Source organism: Endozoicomonas sp., assembly GCF_965196975.1.
GTDB lineage: Bacteria > Pseudomonadota > Gammaproteobacteria > Pseudomonadales > Endozoicomonadaceae > Endozoicomonas.
The window spans coordinates 5,044,784-5,064,498 of sequence record NZ_OZ239981.1; the positions used below are offsets into that span (position 1 = coordinate 5,044,784).

A 19,715-nucleotide genomic window follows, 5' to 3' on the forward strand; every position below is an offset into this window, starting at 1 on the left:
ATGGCCGAAGATAATGGCGCCAGTGGTGATCAGCAGTCGCAAGCCGCTGGAAGTTCAGAGGAAAGTACTGAAAATAATAACAAAAAAATTGAAAAAGTTAGTTATGAAGCCTTATCAAAATCGGTAGTTAAAACTGCTTCGGGTGATACCCAGTACCTGCTTGATGTGGACCCTGATGAAATACAAATGGAAGTCAGGGGTCCTGATTTTGTTCTTGTTTTTCCTGGTGGAATTGAAGTAACTCTTTTGCTTGCTGGTGTGATGACTGCAACAGAGCAGGCTATTGAGTTTAAATTTGCTGATGGGACTATCGTGACTGGTGATGACTTCATTGCCAAGGCTAATTTTGCTGAGTCAGAAGGGGTTCCGGTAAATACGCTCAAAGGTGAGGAAGGGGAATCAGAGGAAGCTGAGGAGGATTCAACGCAGCAGCAAAAGCAATCATACAGTGAAGGTGATGCTAAAAAGCAATCCAAGTCGACAAAAGAAATCAAGAAAAATGAGGAAGAGTTCAAACAAAAGCCTGTAGAAGAGGTAGAGCCCAGGGAGGGGGATGCGGAACAAGTTCAGGTGTCAACCAGTACATCGTCAGCCTCCTCAAATGAAACCGACGTAGGACCTTCTCTGGCTGACTCTAACATTGATATCTCATTTTCTGTATCGGTTACTAATGTAGGCTCAAAGGTAGCAGGACAGCTAGTTGTTGGCGGTGGTGGTAATAGTCCCTCGGTGACACAGGCTGATCCGGAAGTTCACCTTGGCTCCGAGTATTTTGGGGGAGCTGGTGAGGGTGAAAATGGTGAAGATCCTGATAACTCTCTTAACAAAAACAATGGTCTAGAGATATATGGGGATGACCCAACTCTCTTTAGCAGCGCTTTAAACAGCAAAGAACTTGTTCTGCAAAATGATGCAAATATTACCGATATTGCAGCTATTTATGTAGAAAATGTCCCTAATGGCTGGAGTGTTGCTGGTGGCGCTGACCAGGGAGAAGGGAGCTGGTTACTACCGAGCCTTACTAATTTTGTTCTCACTTTTCCATCTCAATCTGACAGCCAGATTGTTGATCTTTCTTTTAAAGTTGTCTTCAACGATGGAACCTCAAATGACTATGGTATGCCCGTTGTTCGCAGGGATGCTGATACTCCTGATGAACTCGTACTGACCTCAACAGGACTTAATCCACTGGTTCTTGATACCAGCCCTACCGATGATCAGATTATTACCGGGGATCAGGGGGATACCATTCATGCTGGTGTCGGTGATGATATTGTTGATGCCGCTGGTGGAGATGACTTCGTATCTGGCGGGGCGGGTAATGATCAGCTTGATGGTGGAGCGGGTTCAGACACAATCCAGTACAGCTTTGAATATCAAGGAACCACTTACAGCCCTGACAGTGGGGTTACGGTTGATCTCAGGGCGGGTAAGGTTGCCGATGATGGCTATGGTACAGCGGACACGATCAGCAATTTTGAGAATGTGGTTGGTACCTCCCATGACGATACCATCACAGGCAGTGAATATGTCGATGTCGGTAATAATGGTGCGAATACGCTGACCGGCTTAACAGGTGATGACACGCTCAGTGGCTTAAGTGGTGACGATCAACTTTTTGGTGGGATTGGCCTTGATACACTTAATGGCGGAGATGGGAATGATCTGCTGGATGGTGGTGATGAAGCGGACACATTATCAGGTGGAGCAGGCACAGATACGCTGAAAGGCGGCGCTGGCTCAGACACCATTGATGGTGGAGCGGATACGGATACCGTTGATTACAGTGACGAAAGCGGCTTTGTCATTCTCAACCTTACCACGGGTAGTGCCACCACAAGTACTGGCGACGTCGATACTCTAAGTAACATCGAAAATGCCACGGGAACTGAGGGCGATGACCAGATTTTTGGAGATCTCGGCGCTAATGTCTTAAACGGCTTGGGGGGGGATGACGACGTCTTTGGTGGAGATGGAGCTGACACCATCAATGGCGGTGCTGGTAACGATACCATTAATGGCAATCAGGGTGATGATGTTATTAACGGAGGGGCAGATAACGACACCATTCATGGTGGCTTTGGTAATGACACCCTCGATGGCGGTGATGGCATTGACACTTTGGATATGGTGGGGGTAGTTACCAGTCCTAATGATACACCTGATGATATCACCGTAGATTTATCTCAAACACCGGATGCTCAAGGCTATATCACGGTTTCCAAAAGCTTTGGCGGTGGAATTGAAACAGGCACCGACAACGTTAAAGGTTTTGAGAACGTTACCACTGATCATGGTAATGACACTCTGATCGGCAATGATTTCGATAATGTACTGACCAGTGGTCGTGGTAATGACAGCCTGAGTGGAGGAGAAGGTCAGGATACCCTCCGAGGTGGTGCTGATAATGATACGCTTGCTGGTGGAGCCGGAAACGATACCCTTGAAGGCGGAGAGGGCGATGACACCCTGAATGGTGGGGCTGGTAATGACGTTCTTCAGGGGGGAGCCGGAACCGATACCGTCAGTTTTGCAGCATTAAGTAATGCGGTAAGTGTTGACCTTAGTGATGGCCGTATTTCCAATGACGGTCAGGGTGGCACAGACACCATTGATTCGATCGAGAATCTGGAAGGTACAAATCTGTCAGCCCAGGGGGATATGCTGCTTGGGGATGCTTCCGATAACGAGATTTTCGGCCTTGATGGTGATGATGTCCTCGGTGGTGGAGGCGGTACAAATACTCTGGATGGTGGTGCGGGCAGTGATACTGTCAGCTATGCCGGTGAAACCGGAGATATCACGGTTGATCTCAATGACACCTCTAACCCTGTAATCACAGCAACTGGCCAGGACACACTGATTTCCATTGAAAATGTGTCCGGCGGTTTCGGTGATGATGAACTTCGGGGAACTTCCGCAGATAACGCCATCAGTGGAGGGGATGGTGATGACATTCTGGAGGGCCGTGCAGGTAATGACACTCTGGATGGCGGTAACAATGGAGCATTTGGGGATACGGTTGATTACAGCAACGCTACCTCTGATGTCAGGGTCAACCTGTCCAGTACAGACTATACGGCTTCCTATGGTATTGGAGCCAATACTGCGTTAGATGGTGAGGGTGGTACAGATAGTCTCCAGAACCTGGAACATGCAACAGGTTCGACGGGAAATGACATTCTTATCGGAAACGCCTCAAATAATACCCTCGAGGGTGGAGATGGAACCGACACATTCATTGGTGGTGATGGCAGTGACACCATCAACGGGGGCACTGGGTCTGAAAGTGATACGGTCGATTATTCAGGAGCCTCCGGCGCTGTAGCTGTTGATTTGGAAAATGATACAGCGACAAATGATGGCTTTAACAACACCGATACGTTGACCAGTATTGAGAATGTAACCGGTGGCTCTGGTGATGATGTTATCACTGCGGCGGATACCGGTTCAGAAGGCAATATTTTACGTGGTAATGCTGGAGATGATCAGCTATCCGGTGGTGGCGGTGTTGATGCTCTGTATGGTGATGATGGTGATGACACGCTCATTGGTGGTGCTGGAGCAGACCAGCTTTTTGGTGGTGAAGGTGATGAAACCAATGGTGATACCGCAGATTACAGCTCTGCATCCATTTCACTGCAGGTCGATCTGACCAGCGGTAATGTCGCCAATGATGGTTTTGGTACGCAGGACACGATTTCTGGAATCGAGAATGTTGTTGGTGGTTCTGCAGGCGACCAGCTGACGGGCAATGCTGACAACAATACACTGACCGGTAATGATGGTAATGATGTCCTCGTTGGTGCAGATGGCGCTGATTCACTGTTGGGTGGATCAGGAGATGACCAGCTGACCGGGGGAAGTGGTAACGATATTCTAAATGGCGGAACTACCGGCGAAACCAACGGTGACACGGCCATTTATAGTTCCGACTCTACAGATCTGACAGCAGATCTTGCTGCAGGGACAGCAAGCAGCCTGCTCAGTGGCAGTGACACATTAACCAGTATTGAGAATGTCACTGCAGGCAGTGGTAATGACACCCTCTATGGCAACAGTGCCGATAATCAGCTGCTGGGTGGGTCTGGTGACGATACGCTTCGTGGGCTTGGGGGAAGCAACACGCTCAATGGTGGAGAAGGCAATGAAACCCGGGGAGACACGGTCGACTACTCCGGCAGTACAGGTGTTGTTACGGTTGCACTGGATGGCTCACTGACAAATACAAATGGTATTGATTCAGGTATTGATACCCTCATTGATATCGAAAACGCTACTGGCGGTAGTAACAACGATATTCTCGTTGGTAATGCAGACAACAATATTCTCAGTGGTAATACCGGTGATGACACGATCAGTGGTGGTGCTGGTGATGATACGTTCTATGGAGAAACCGAGTCTGCTGGCACCAATCCTCCCAGCCAGGGCAGTGATACCGTCACATATTCTCAAGCCACAGGCAATGTAACCGTTGACCTGGGGAGCCAGTTGGCCAGTGATGATGGTTTTGGTGATCGTGACTTCCTCTATGGCATTGAGAATATTACTGGTGGTAGTGGTGATGATGACATTACCGGTAATGTTTTTGACAACGTACTCAGAGGCGAAGGGGGGAATGACATTCTTGCCGGCAGGGCTGGAGATGACTCCCTTGATGGTGGTGCTGGGACTGGTGATTATGCTGATTACAGTGATGCCAGTAACGCGATTACGGTGGATCTGGCTGCCGGTCGTGCTTCCGATGATGGTGATGGTGGTGAAGATACTCTGACCGGCATTGAAAATGTCACTGGTAGCCGGGGTAGTGATGATATTCGTGGTTCAGCAGATGCCAATACACTGGAAGGTGGGGATGGAAATGACCTGCTTTATGGTGATGGTGGTGATGACATTCTTGATGGTGGAGCGAATACCGATACGGCAACTTATGCAGGCTATGGCCGAGGTGTTATTGCCACATTAGTGGATGGTGGAGATGGAACCGCAACGGATGCCGGTGGGACTGAAACCGATACTCTTCGCAATATTGAAAATCTGACTGGTACTTCCGGGTATGGTGACACGCTAACTGGGAACAGCGCAGATAATGTGCTCATTGGAGATGGAGGCAATGACACCCTGAGTGGTGGTGCTGGAGCGGACAACCTCCAGGGGGATGCGGGCAATGATGTCCTTGCTGGCGGAACGGGTAGCGATACCATCAACGGCGGTGCTGACGTTGACACTGTCACTTATGACGGAGTCGCCCTTGACGTTATTGTTAATCTGAAAAATGGCACTGGGAGTGACGGCAGTGGTGGTAATGACTCGCTCATTAGTATCGAGAATGCAATTGGTGGCAGCGGGAATGACACGTTAACGGGAACCGATAGCACCACGGAGGGTAACGTCCTCACTGGTGGTGCCGGTGACGACACCCTGACCGGTGGTCTCGGTAATGATACCCTGGACGGGGGAACCCACGGGGTCGGTGGTGACACGGTTGACTTCATTGATGGCACCAATGGGGTAACCGCGGACCTGTCCGCTGGAACCGCGACGGACAGTGAAGGCGGCAGTGACATCCTTCAGAACATCGAGAACCTGACCGGTACCAGCGGTAATGACAGCCTGACCGGTGATGCCAGTGTCAATGAGCTGCTGGGTGAAGCCGGTGATGACACCCTGGTGGGTGGCGATGGTGCCGATACCCTGAACGGTGGAGAAGGCGGTGAAACCAGCGGCGATACCGTTGATTACAGTGCCGCGGTGGCAGGAGAGGACCTGATCATCAACCTGTCCACGGGCAGTGCTACGGATCAGTTTGGTGCAATCGATACCCTGCAGAACATTGAAAATGTGACGGCCGGTGCCGGTGATGACACCCTGACCGGTGATGATGACGATAACGTGCTGACCGGTAATGCCGGTGATGACATCCTGATGGGGGGGATTGGCAGTAATACCGGTGCGGATACCCTGGACGGGGGAACCCATGGTGCCGGGGGGGATACCGTCGATTACAGCCAGAACAGCTTTGGGGTGGAAGTCGACCTGTCGGCAACCACCAACCAGGTTAAGGAAGGAACGACCTACACCGACACCCTGATTGATATTGAGAACGTGGTGGGTACTGCCAGCCGGGATACTTTGACCGGTAACGCGGATGGCAACGTTCTGACCGGTGGTGATCAGGATGACACCCTGAAGGGTAATGACGGTGCGGATACCCTGAACGGTGGCAATGACGATGACGTGCTCAATGGCGGTGCCGGTGCGGATACCCTGAATGGTGGTGCCGGTAATGACACTGCAGATTATAGCGACAACACCAATGATGTGGTGGTTGACCTCTCTGCGACAGCACCGATCCGGGCCAGTGAAGGTGGTGTACTGACCGACACCCTGACCGGGATCGAGAATGTGACCGGCGGTAGCGGTGACGACACCCTCACCGGCAGTGATGATACCGTGGTGGGTAATATCCTGGATGGTGGTGCCGGGGATGATGTACTGACCGGTGGCCTGGGTGCCGATACCCTGCGTGGTGGTACGAATACCGCTGTCGGAGACACGGCCAGTTATACCGGTGCTACCGGAGCGGTGACCGTTGATCTTTCCCTGGGGTCACCACAGGCCCTGATTTCCGGTGAAGCTTCTGATTCACTGGTGGACATCGAGAACATCGATGGGGCTACCAGTCATGCCAATACCCTCACCGGTAATACCTTTGCCAACACCCTGCGTGGTGGTGACCAGAACGATACCCTGACCGGTAATGCGGGTACCGACACCCTGGAAGGGGGCGCCGGGGCCGATACACTGGACGGTGGCACCGAGGCGGATGTGCTGGATGGTGGCGCCGGTAACGACATCCTCAAGGGGGGCACCGGGGCGGACACCCTGCGCGGTGGTACCGAGATCGATACCGCCGACTACAGTGACGCGACCACCGTCGTGACCGCCGACCTGTCTGCTGCCTCACCCCAGGCCAGCGTGGCCGGTGATGCCACAGACACCCTGGACAGCATCGAGAACCTGACCGGCGGCAGCGCCGGAGACAGCCTGACGGGCAGCAGCGTGGCCAACGTGCTGACCGGTAACGCTGGAAATGACACCCTGTCTGGCCTTGGCGATGACGACTCGTTGGAAGGTGGTGCGGGTGATGACGTGCTGCTGGGCGGTGAGGGCAGTGACACCCTGAACGGGGGTATCAACGACACGGCTGGAGATACTGCCGACTACAGCACCCACCTGCGCTCCATCACGGTGGACCTGGATACCGGGTCTGGCAGTGGTACTGCCACCGATAGCACCAGTGATGTTGATACCTTGACCGGTATCGAGAACGTGATTGGCTCCAACCAGAACGATGACATTACGGGTGATGTGAATGCCAACGTACTCAGTGGTGGCGCGGATAATGACATCCTGAGAGGGGAAGGTGGTAACGACACGCTGAACGGTGATGCCGGTGATGACACCCTGTTTGGTGGTGCGGGCACCGACAGCTTCGATGGTGGCGCGGATCTGGATACGGTCAGTTATGACGGAGTCACGGATCATGTGACTGCCAACCTGCAGACGGGTCAGGGCAACGATGGTGCGGGCGGCCTGGATACATACACCAGTATTGAGAATGTGACCGGTGGCAGTGGTAATGACACCCTGGTTGGCAGCAACAGCACCACGGTGGGTAACGTACTCACTGGTGGTGCCGGTGACGACACCCTGACCGGTGGTCTCGGTAATGACACCCTGGACGGGGGAACCCACGGGGTCGGTGGTGACACGGTTGACTTCATTGATGGCTCCAATGGGGTAACCGCGGACCTGTCCGCTGGAACCGCGACGGACAGTGAAGGCGGCAGTGACATCCTTCAGAACATCGAGAACCTGACCGGTACCAGCGGTAATGACAGCCTGACCGGGGATGCCAGTGTCAATGAGCTGCTGGGTGAAGCCGGTGATGACACCCTGGTGGGTGGCGATGGTGCCGATACCCTGAACGGTGGAGAAGGCGGTGAGACCAGCGGTGATACCGTTGATTACAGTGCCGCGGTGGCAGGAGAGGACCTGACCATCAACCTGTCCACGGGCAGTGCTACGGATCAGTTTGGTGCAATCGATACCCTGCAGAACATTGAAAATGTGACGGCCGGTGCCGGTGATGACACCCTGACCGGTGATGATGACGATAACGTGCTGACCGGTAATGCCGGCGATGACATCCTGATGGGGGGGATTGGCAGTAATACCGGTGCGGATACCCTGGACGGGGGAACCCATGGTGCCGGGGGGGATACCGTCGATTACAGCCAGAACAGCTTTGGGGTGGAAGTCGACCTGTCGGCAACCACCAACCAGGTTAAGGAAGGAACGACCTACACCGACACCCTGATTGATATTGAGAACGTGGTGGGTACTGCCAGCCGCGATACTTTGACCGGTAACGCGGATGGCAACGTTCTGACCGGTGGTGATCAGGATGACACCCTGAAGGGTAATGACGGTGCGGATACCCTGAACGGTGGCAATGACGATGACGTGCTCAACGGCGGTGCCGGTGCGGATACCCTGAATGGTGGTGCCGGTAATGACACTGCAGATTACAGCGACAACACCAATGATGTAGTGGTTGACCTCTCTGCGACAGCACCGATCCGGGCCAGTGAAGGTGGTGTACTGACCGACACCCTGACCGGGATCGAGAATGTGACCGGTGGTAGCGGTGACGACACCCTCACCGGCAGTGATGATACCGTGGTGGGTAATATCCTGGATGGTGGTGCCGGGGATGATGTACTGACCGGTGGCCTGGGTGCCGATACCCTGCGTGGTGGTACGAATACCGCTGTCGGAGACACGGCCAGTTATACCGGTGCTACCGGAGCGGTGACCGTTGATCTTTCCCTGGGGTCACCACAGGCCCTGATTTCCGGTGAAGCTTCTGATTCACTGGTGGACATCGAGAACATCGATGGGGCTACCAGTCATGCCAATACCCTCACCGGTAATACCTTTGCCAACACCCTGCGTGGTGGTGACCAGAACGATACCCTGACCGGTAATGCGGGTACCGACACCCTGGAAGGGGGCGCCGGGGCCGATACACTGGACGGTGGCACCGAGGCGGATGTGCTGGATGGTGGCGCCGGTAACGACATCCTCAAGGGGGGCACCGGGGCGGACACCCTGCGCGGTGGTACCGAGATCGATACCGCCGACTACAGTGACGCGACCACCGTCGTGACCGCCGACCTGTCTGCTGCCTCACCCCAGGCCAGCGTGGCCGGTGATGCCACAGACACCCTGGACAGCATCGAGAACCTGACCGGCGGCAGCGCCGGAGACAGCCTGACGGGCAGCAGCGTGGCCAACGTGCTGACCGGTAACGCTGGAAATGACACCCTGTCTGGCCTTGGCGATGACGACTCGTTGGAAGGTGGTGCGGGTGATGACGTGCTGCTGGGCGGTGAGGGCAGTGACACCCTGAACGGGGGTATCAACGACACGGCTGGAGATACTGCCGACTACAGCACCCACCTGCGCTCCATCACGGTGGACCTGGATACCGGGTCTGGCAGTGGTACTGCCACCGATAGCACCAGTGATGTTGATACCTTGACCGGTATCGAGAACGTGATTGGCTCCAACCAGAACGATGACATTACGGGTGATGTGAATGCCAACGTACTCAGTGGTGGCGCGGATAATGACATCCTGAGAGGGGAAGGTGGTAACGACACGCTGAACGGTGATGCCGGTGATGACACCCTGTTTGGTGGTGCGGGCACCGACAGCTTCGATGGTGGCGCGGATCTGGATACGGTCAGTTATGACGGAGTCACGGATCATGTGACTGCCAACCTGCAGACGGGTCAGGGCAACGATGGTGCGGGCGGCCTGGATACATACACCAGTATTGAGAATGTGACCGGTGGCAGTGGTAATGACACCCTGGTTGGCAGCAACAGCACCACGGTGGGTAACGTCCTCACTGGTGGTGCCGGTGACGACACCCTGACCGGTGGTCTCGGTAATGACACCCTGGACGGGGGAACCCACGGGGTCGGTGGTGACACGGTTGACTTCATTGATGGCACCAATGGCGTAACCGCGGACCTGTCCGCTGGAACCGCGACGGACAGTGAAGGCGGCAGTGACATCCTTCAGAACATCGAGAACCTGACCGGTACCAGCGGTAATGACAGCCTGACCGGTGATGCCAGTGTCAATGAGCTGCTGGGTGAAGCCGGTGATGACACCCTGGTGGGTGGCGATGGTGCGGATACCCTGAACGGTGGAGAAGGCGGTGAAACCAGCGGTGATACCGTTGATTACAGTGCCGCGGTGGCAGGAGAGGACCTGACCATCAACCTGTCCACGGGCAGTGCTACGGATCAGTTTGGTGCAATCGATACCCTGCAGAACATTGAAAATGTGACGGCCGGTGCCGGTGATGACACCCTGACCGGTGATGATGACGATAACGTGCTGACCGGTAATGCCGGTGATGACATCCTGATGGGGGGGATTGGCAGTAATACCGGTGCGGATACCCTGGACGGGGGAACCCATGGTGCCGGGGGGGACACCGTCGATTACAGCCAGAACAGCTTTGGGGTGGAAGTCGACCTGTCGGCAACCACCAACCAGGTTAAGGAAGGAACGACCTACACCGACACCCTGATTGATATTGAGAACGTGGTGGGTACTGCCAGCCGCGATACTTTGACCGGTAACGCGGATGCCAACGTTCTGACCGGTGGTGATCAGGATGACACCCTGAAGGGTAATGACGGTGCGGATACCCTGAACGGTGGCAATGCCGATGACGTGCTCAACGGCGGTGCCGGTGCGGATACCCTGAATGGTGGTGCCGGTAATGACACCGCGGATTACAGTGACAACACCAATGATGTGGTGGTTGACCTCTCTGCGACGGCACCGATCCGGGCCAGTGAAGGTGGTGTACTGACCGACACCCTGACCGGGATCGAGAATGTGACCGGTGGTAGCGGTGACGACACCCTCACCGGCAGTGATGATACCGTGGTGGGTAATATCCTGGATGGTGGTGCCGGGGATGATGTACTGACCGGTGGCCTGGGTGCCGATACCCTGCGTGGTGGTACGAATACCGCTGTCGGAGACACGGCCAGTTATACCGGTGCTACCGGAGCGGTGACCGTTGATCTTTCCCTGGGGTCACCACAGGCCCTGATTTCCGGTGAAGCTTCTGATTCACTGGTGGACATCGAGAACATTGATGGGGCTACCAGTCATGCCAATACCCTCACCGGTAATACCTTTGCCAACACCCTGCGCGGTGGTGACCAGAACGATACCCTGACCGGTAATGCGGGTACCGACACCCTGGAAGGGGGCGCCGGGGCCGATACACTGGACGGTGGCACCGAGGCGGATGTGCTGGATGGTGGCGCCGGTAACGACATCCTCAAGGGGGGCACCGGGGCGGACACCCTGCGCGGTGGTACCGAGATCGATACCGCCGACTACAGTGACGCGACCACCGTCGTGACCGCCGACCTGTCTGCTGCCTCACCCCAGGCCAGCGTGGCCGGTGATGCCACAGACACCCTGGACAGCATCGAGAACCTGACCGGCGGCAGCGCCGGAGACAGCCTGACGGGCAGCAGCGTGGCCAACGTGCTGACCGGTAACGCTGGAAATGACACCCTGTCTGGCCTTGGCGATGACGACTCGTTGGAAGGTGGTGCGGGTGATGACGTGCTGCTGGGCGGTGAGGGCAGTGACACCCTGAACGGGGGTATCAACGACACGGCTGGAGATACTGCCGACTACAGCACCCACCTGCGCTCCATCACGGTGGACCTGGATACCGGGTCTGGCAGTGGTACTGCCACCGATAGCACCAGTGATGTTGATACCTTGACCGGTATCGAGAACGTGATTGGCTCCAACCAGAACGATGACATTACGGGTGATGTGAATGCCAACGTACTCAGTGGTGGCGCGGATAATGACATCCTGAGAGGGGAAGGTGGTAACGACACGCTGAACGGTGATGCCGGTGATGACACCCTGTTTGGTGGTGCGGGCACCGACAGCTTCGATGGTGGCGCGGATCTGGATACGGTCAGTTATGACGGAGTCACGGATCATGTGACTGCCAACCTGCAGACGGGTCAGGGCAACGATGGTGCGGGCGGCCTGGATACATACACCAGTATTGAGAATGTGACCGGTGGCAGTGGTAATGACACCCTGGTTGGCAGCAACAGCACCACGGTGGGTAACGTACTCACTGGTGGTGCCGGTGACGACACCCTGACCGGTGGTCTCGGTAATGACACCCTGGACGGGGGAACCCACGGGGTCGGTGGTGACACGGTTGACTTCATTGATGGCTCCAATGGGGTAACCGCGGACCTGTCCGCTGGAACCGCGACGGACAGTGAAGGCGGCAGTGACATCCTTCAGAACATCGAGAACCTGACCGGTACCAGCGGTAATGACAGCCTGACCGGGGATGCCAGTGTCAATGAGCTGCTGGGTGAAGCCGGTGATGACACCCTGGTGGGTGGCGATGGTGCCGATACCCTGAACGGTGGAGAAGGCGGTGAAACCAGCGGCGATACCGTTGATTACAGTGCCGCGGTGGCAGGAGAGGACCTGATCATCAACCTGTCCACGGGCAGTGCTACGGATCAGTTTGGTGCAATCGATACCCTGCAGAACATTGAAAATGTGACGGCCGGTGCCGGTGATGACACCCTGACCGGTGATGATGACGATAACGTGCTGACCGGTAATGCCGGTGATGACATCCTGATGGGGGGGATTGGCAGTAATACCGGTGCGGATACCCTGGACGGGGGAACCCATGGTGCCGGGGGGGACACCGTCGATTACAGCCAGAACAGCTTTGGGGTGGAAGTCGACCTGTCGGCAACCACCAACCAGGTTAAGGAAGGAACGACCTACACCGACACCCTGATTGATATTGAGAACGTGGTGGGTACTGCCAGCCGCGATACTTTGACCGGTAACGCGGATGCCAACGTTCTGACCGGTGGTGATCAGGATGACACCCTGAAGGGTAATGACGGTGCGGATACCCTGAACGGTGGCAATGACGATGATGTGCTCAATGGCGGTGCCGGTGCGGATACCCTGAACGGTGGCGCTGGAACGGATACCGCGGATTACAGTGATAATACTGGCGATGTGATTGTTGATTTGTCCGGTGCGACGGATCGGGCTACGGAAGGTGGCGTTCTCACGGATACCCTGACCGGGATCGAGAATGTGACCGGCGGTAGCGGTAATGACACCCTGACGGGGGATGACCTTGCCAATGAACTGAGTGGCGGTGCTGGTGATGATGTGCTGGCCGGTGGGCTGGGAGCGGATACCCTGCGCGGTGGCGGCAATACTGCGGTTGGTGATACGGCAGATTATACCGGCGCGACAGGAACAGTCACTATCGACCTGTCCGCAGCCTCACCCCAGGCCGTCATCTCGACAGAAGCCACAGACACCCTGATCGAAATCGAGAATATCGATGGGGCTACCAGCCATGCCAATACCCTGAATGGTAACAACCAGGCCAACACCCTGCGCGGTGGTGACCAGAACGATACCCTGACCGGTAACGGTGGCATCGATACCCTGGAAGGGGGTGCCGGGGCCGATACGCTGGACGGTGGCACCGAGGCGGATGTGCTGGACGGTGGCGCCGGTAACGACATCCTCAAGGGGGGCTCTGGAGCGGATACCCTGCGCGGTGGTACCGAGATCGACACCGCGGATTACAGCGACGCGACCACCGTCGTGACCGCCGACCTGTCGGCTGCCTCACCCCAAGCCAGCGTGGCCGGTGATGCCACAGACACCCTGGACAGCATCGAGAACCTGACCGGCGGCAGCGCCGGAGACAGCCTGACGGGCAGCAGCGTGGCCAACGTGCTGACCGGTGGTGCCGGAGACGACACCCTGACCGGACTGGATGATGACGACACCCTGGATGGCGGTGCGGGTGATGACGTGCTGCTGGGGGGAGAGGGCAGTGACACCCTCAACGGCGGTACAGCCGATGAGACCAACGGCGACACGGTGGATTACAGCACCCACCTGCGCTCCATCACGGTGGACCTGGATGCCGGAACAGCGACGGACACCACCAGTGATACCGACACCCTGACCAGCATCGAAAACGTGGTTGGCTCCAACCAGAACGATGACATCACGGGTGATGTGAATGCCAACGTGCTCAGTGGTGGCGCGGATAATGACATCCTGAGAGGGGAAGGCGGTAACGACACGCTGAACGGTGATGCCGGTGATGACACCCTGATCGGCGGTGCGGGCACCGACAGTTTCGACGGTGGCGCGGATGTTGATACGGTCAGCTACGATGGTGTTTCTCAAAATGTCACAGCCAACCTGCAGACGGGTATCGGCAGTGATGGCACCGGTGGCTCAGATACTTTCGTTAACGTTGAAAACCTGGTGGGTGGCAGTGGCAATGACACCCTGGTTGGTACTGACAGTACCACCGTGGGGAATACCCTGACCGGTGGAGCCGGTGATGACATACTGACGGGTGGTGCTGGTGACGACATATTAGATGGGGGCACTAACAGCTCCGGTGGTGATACCGTTGACTTCAGTGATGGTGGTGTAAACGGTGTTATCGCAAGTCTGGCCAGTGGCTCAGCAACAGATGCCAATGGTAATACCGACACATTGCAGAACATTGAAAACCTGACAGGTACAGATGATGACGACCGTCTGACAGGTGATAACCAGAATAACATTCTCAACGGGATGCAAGGGGATGACATCCTGGTGGGGGGGGAAGGTAATGACACTCTGGATGGTGGTGCTGACAGCGATACCGCGGATTACAGCGCTGCCTTGGCAGGTCAAAACCTGAACATCAATCTGGCTGGAAGTACAGCGACAGACCAGTTTGGTGATACTGACACGTTGAATAACATTGAGAGCGTTACAGCGGGTGCCGGTGATGACACCCTGACTGGGGATGCTAACGACAACACCCTGATCGGTAATGCCGGTGATGACATCCTGATGGGGGGGATTGGCAGTAATACCGGTGCGGATACCCTGGACGGGGGAACCCATGGTGCCGGGGGGGATACCGTCGATTACAGCCAGAACAGCAGCGGTGTAGAAGTCGACCTGTCCGCAGCCAGCAACCAGGTGCGTGAAGGAGGTGTACTGACCGACACCCTGATTGATATTGAGAACGTGGTAGGTACTGGCAGTGATGACACCCTGACCGGTAACGCGGATGCCAATGTCCTGAGCGGTGGTGACCGGAATGACACGCTGACCGGTAATGCCGGTGCGGATACCCTGAACGGTGGCAATGACGATGATGTGCTCAATGGCGGTGCCGGTGCGGATACCCTGAACGGTGGCGCTGGAACGGATACCGCGGATTACAGTGATAATACTGGCGATGTGATTGTTGATTTGTCCGGTGCGACGGATCGGGCTACGGAAGGTGGCGTTCTCACGGATACCCTGACCGGGATCGAGAATGTGACCGGCGGTAGCGGTAATGACACCCTGACGGGGGATGACCTTGCCAATGAACTGAGTGGCGGTGCTGGTGATGATGTGCTGGCCGGTGGGCTGGGAGCGGATACCCTGCGCGGTGGCGGCAATACTGCGGTTGGTGATATGGCAGATTATACCGGCGCGACAGGAACAGTCACTATCGACCTGTCCGCAGCCTCACCCCAGGCCGTCATCTCGACAGAAGCCACAGACACCCTGATCGAAATCGAGAATATCGATGGGGCTACCAGCCATGCCAATACCCTGAATGGTAACAACCAGGCCAACACCCTGCGCGGTGGTGACCAGAACGATACCCTGACCGGTAACGGTGGCATCGATACCCTGGAAGGGGGGGCTGGGGCCGATACGCTGGACGGTGGCACCGAGGCGGATGTGCTGGACGGTGGCGCCGGTAACGACATCCTCAAGGGGGGCTCCGGAGCGGATACCCTGCGTGGTGGTACCGAGATTGACACCGCGGATTACAGCGACGCGACCACCGTCGTGACCGCCGACCTGTCGGCCGCCTCTCCCCAGGCCAGCGTGGCCGGTGATGCCACGGATACCTTGGACAGTATCGAGAACCTGACCGGCGGCAGCGCCGGAGACAGCCTGACGGGCAGCAGCGTGGCCAACGTGCTGACCGGTGGTGCCGGTGACGACACCCTGACCGGACTGGGTGATGACGACACCCTGGATGGCGGTGCGGGTGATGACGTGCTGCTGGGGGGAGAGGGCAGTGACACCCTCAACGGCGGTACAGCCGATGAGACCAACGGCGACACGGTGGATTACAGCACCCACCTGCGCTCCATCACGGTGGACCTGGATGCCGGAACAGCGACGGACACCACCAGTGATACCGACACCCTGACCAGCATCGAAAACGTGGTTGGCTCCAACCAGAACGATGACATCACGGGTGATGTGAATGCCAACGTGCTCAGTGGTGGCGCGGATAATGACATCCTGAGAGGGGAAGGCGGTAACGACACGCTGAACGGTGATGCCGGTGATGACACCCTGATCGGTGGTGCGGGTACCGACAGTTTCGACGGTGGCGCGGATGTTGATACGGTCAGCTACGATGGCAGCAACTTCAATGTGGTGGCCAACCTTCAGACGGGTATCGGCAGTGATGGCACCGGTGGCTCGGACACGTTCGCGAATATCGAAAACCTCGTTGGCGGTGGTGGTGATGACACCCTGACCGGCAGCAACAGCACGACGGTGGGTAACGTGCTGACGGGAGGGGCTGGTGATGACATCCTGGCCGGTGGTGCGGGTGATGATACGCTGGATGGTGGGGCAAATAACGCCGGTGGCGATACAGTTGATTTCATCAACGGCACCAATGGTGTGACTGCCAGCCTGGCGGATGGTACGGCCACGGACAGTGAAGGTGGCAGCGATACCCTGCAGAACATTGAGAACCTGACCGGAACCACCGGCAATGACAGCCTGACGGGAGACGCCAACGCGAATGCCCTGAAGGGCGATGGTGGTGATGACATCCTGGTAGGAGGCGCCGGTAATGATGACCTGGATGGTGGTGCGGGCAGTGATACTGCGGATTACAGCGCTGCACTGTCGAGCCAGAGCCTGAACATCAACCTGGCCAACAGCACGGCCACGGACCAGTTTGGTAATACCGATACCCTGAGCAATATCGAGAGTGTGACCGGTGGAGCCGGTAATGACACGTTGATTGGTGATGCTAATGACAACACCCTGACGGGTAATGCCGGTGATGACACGTTAAGAGGCGGGGTTGGTATCAGCACCGGTAATGATGTACTGGATGGCGGTGCACACGGGGCCAATGGCGATACCGTCGATTACAGCCAGAACACCAGCGGTGTTGAGGTGGACCTGTCCGCAGCCAGCAACCAGGTGCGTGAAGGCGGTGTACTGACCGACACCCTGATCAATATCGAGAATGTGGTGGGTACCGGCAGTGATGACACGCTGACCGGTAACGCGGATGCCAATGTTCTGACTGGAGGTGACCGGGATGACACCCTGAGGGGCGGTGACGGGGCGGATACCCTGAATGGCGGTAATGATAACGATATCCTGAATGGTGGTGCCGGTGCAGATGCCCTGAATGGTGGTGCGGGTGTGGATACCGCGGACTACAGCGACAACACCAATGATGTGGTGGTTGACCTTGGTGCAGGTACCATCCGGGCTACAGAGGGCGGTGTTCTGACGGATACCCTGACCGGGATCGAGAATGTCACGGGTGGTGATGGTGATGACACCTTTACCGGAGATAATGGCGCCAATGAACTGAACGGTGGTGCTGGTGATGACGTGCTGACCGGTGGCCGGGGTGCGGATACCCTGCGCGGCGGCAGCAATACTGCCGTGGGTGATACCGCCGACTATACCTTTGCCTCCGGTACAGTCACCGTCGACCTGTCGGTAGCCTCACCCCAGGCGGTGATTTCCACCGAAGCGTCCGACACGCTGGAAGACATAGAGAACATCAACGGTTCCACGCTGAACGCCAATACCCTGACCGGTAACTCATCAGCCAACACCCTGCGCGGTGGTGACCAGAACGATACCCTGACCGGTAACGGTGGCATCGATACCCTGGAAGGGGGTGCCGGGGCGGATACGCTGGACGGTGGCACCGAGGCGGATGTGCTGGACGGTGGCGCTGGTAACGACATCCTCAAGGGGGGCTCCGGAGCGGACACCCTGCGTGGTGGTACCGAGATCGACACCGCGGATTACAGCGACGCGACCACCGTCGTGACCGCCGACCTGTCGGCCGCCTCACCCCAGGCCAGCGTGGCCGGTGATGCCACAGACACCCTGGACAGCATCGAGAACCTGACCGGCGGCAGTGCTGGAGACAGCCTGACGGGCAGCAGCGTGGCCAACGTGCTGACCGGTGGTGCCGGTGACGACACCCTGTCTGGCCTTGGCGATGACGACACCCTGGATGGCGGTGCGGGTGATGACGTACTGCTGGGGGGTGAGGGCAGTGACACCCTGAATGGTGGTACAGCCGATGAGACCAACGGCGATACGGTGGATTACAGCACCCACCTGCGCTCCATCACGGTTGACCTGGATGCCGGAACAGCGACGGACACCACCAGTGATACCGACACCCTGACCAGCATCGAAAACGTGATTGGCTCCAACCAGAACGATGACATCACGGGTGATGTGAATGCCAACGTGCTCAGTGGTGGCGCGGATAATGACATCCTGAGAGGGGAAGGCGGTAACGACACGCTGAACGGTGATGCCGGTGATGACACCCTGATCGGTGGTGCGGGTACCGACAGTTTCGACGGTGGTGCGGATGTTGATACGGTCAGCTACGATGGCAGCAACTTCAATGTGGTGGCCAACCTTCAGACGGGTATCGGCAGTGATGGCACCGGTGGCTCGGACACGTTCGCGAATATCGAAAACCTCGTTGGCGGTGGTGGTGATGACACCCTGACCGGCAGCAACAGCACGACGGTGGGTAACGTGCTGACGGGAGGGGCTGGTGATGACATCCTGGCCGGTGGTGCGGGTGATGATACGCTGGATGGTGGGGCAAATAACGCCGGTGGCGATACGGTTGATTTCATCAACGGCACCAATGGTGTGACTGCCAGCCTGGCGGATGGTACGGCCACGGACAGTGAAGGTGGCAGCGATACCCTGCAGAACATTGAGAACCTGACCGGAACCACCGGCAATGACAGCCTGACGGGAGACGCCAACGCGAATGCCCTGAAGGGCGATGGTGGTGATGACATCCTGGTAGGAGGCGCCGGTAATGATGACCTGGATGGTGGTGCGGGCAGTGATACTGCGGATTACAGCGCTGCACTGTCGAGCCAGAGCCTGAACATCAACCTGGCCAACAGCACGGCCACGGACCAGTTTGGTAATACCGATACCCTGAGCAATATCGAGAGTGTGACCGGTGGAGCCGGTAATGACACGTTGATTGGTGATGCTAATGACAACACCCTGACGGGTAATGCCGGTGATGACACGTTAAGAGGCGGGGTTGGTATCAGCACCGGTAATGATGTACTGGATGGCGGTGCACACGGGGCCAATGGCGATACCGTCGATTACAGCCAGAACACCAGCGGTGTTGAGGTGGACCTGTCCGCAGCCAGCAACCAGGT

The 19,715-nt window shown here is 56.8% G+C and carries 1 protein-coding gene (cut by a window edge); it reads left to right on the top strand.

The genetic code is table 11. The features are described from left to right. On the top strand, positions 1 to 19,715 hold the beginning of the coding sequence (locus ACOCLE_RS22670; RefSeq protein ID WP_419534356.1) for a hypothetical protein. The gene runs 25,036 nt beyond the window's last position; the window shows 19,715 of its 44,751 coding nt (coding positions 1–19,715); it begins with the start codon at positions 1 to 3; its stop codon lies beyond the right edge, outside the window.